The organism is Streptomyces ureilyticus, assembly GCF_011045025.1.
Taxonomy (GTDB): domain Bacteria; phylum Actinomycetota; class Actinomycetes; order Streptomycetales; family Streptomycetaceae; genus Streptomyces; species Streptomyces ureilyticus.
Genome location: NZ_JAAKZX010000516.1, coordinates 1 through 644, shown reverse-complemented (window position 1 = coordinate 644; position 644 = coordinate 1). Strand labels below are relative to the sequence as shown.

The 644-nt window shown below is 72.4% G+C and carries 1 protein-coding gene; it reads right to left on the bottom strand.

Going from position 1 to position 644, the window contains the following annotated elements; all coding sequences use genetic code 11:
• Positions 1–268: 268 nt before the first annotated feature.
• A partial coding sequence (locus G6048_RS48450; protein WP_165345933.1) for an ATP-binding protein occupies positions 269–644 on the bottom strand: 376 nt, incomplete at its 5' end.

Genomic DNA, 644 nt, shown 5'->3' with positions numbered 1-644 from the left:
GCGCGGCACTTGAGGGGGGTGTCGCGCCCCTTGTCTTGAGCGGGGGCGCGGGCGAGGGCGGAGGTGATGGTGCGGCCGCGTGGCGCGATGTGGTGCGGTGGTGCGTACGGTGGATGCGGTGCCGCGCGGCGGACGCGGCGGTGGGCCCGGGAGGGCGCTGTGTCGAAAAGTGTGAGCACTTCTCCCTGCCATGTTCACGCACTGCTCGTTTGAGTGCCTGAAGGACAGTTTCCCGCTGTGTGTTCACGATTTTTGCGGGGTGTCCCCGTCAGCATGGTCGCCCCAACTCGAACCACGTGGCCTTGCCCCGGCCCGGGCCGTGCGTGCACACGCCCCACGCGTCGGCGCCGTACGAGATGAGGTGCATGCCGCGGCCGTCCTCGTCGTCGTGGGCCGCGGTGCGGACTGTGGGCAGGCCGGGGGCCTCGTCGTGGATGAGGATGCGGAGGCGGGCGGGGTCGGTCCAGCCGGCGTGGAGGGTGACGGGGGTAGTGCAGCCCTTCGCGGCGCAGGCGTTGATGGAGTTGGTGACGGCCTCGGAGGTCAACAGGACGGCGGCGTCGGTGAGTTCGGGGCGGCCGGAGGCTGCGAGGAGGGTGCGGACCGTCTCGCGGGCGGCGCGGACCCAGGCGGGGTGGGGCGGG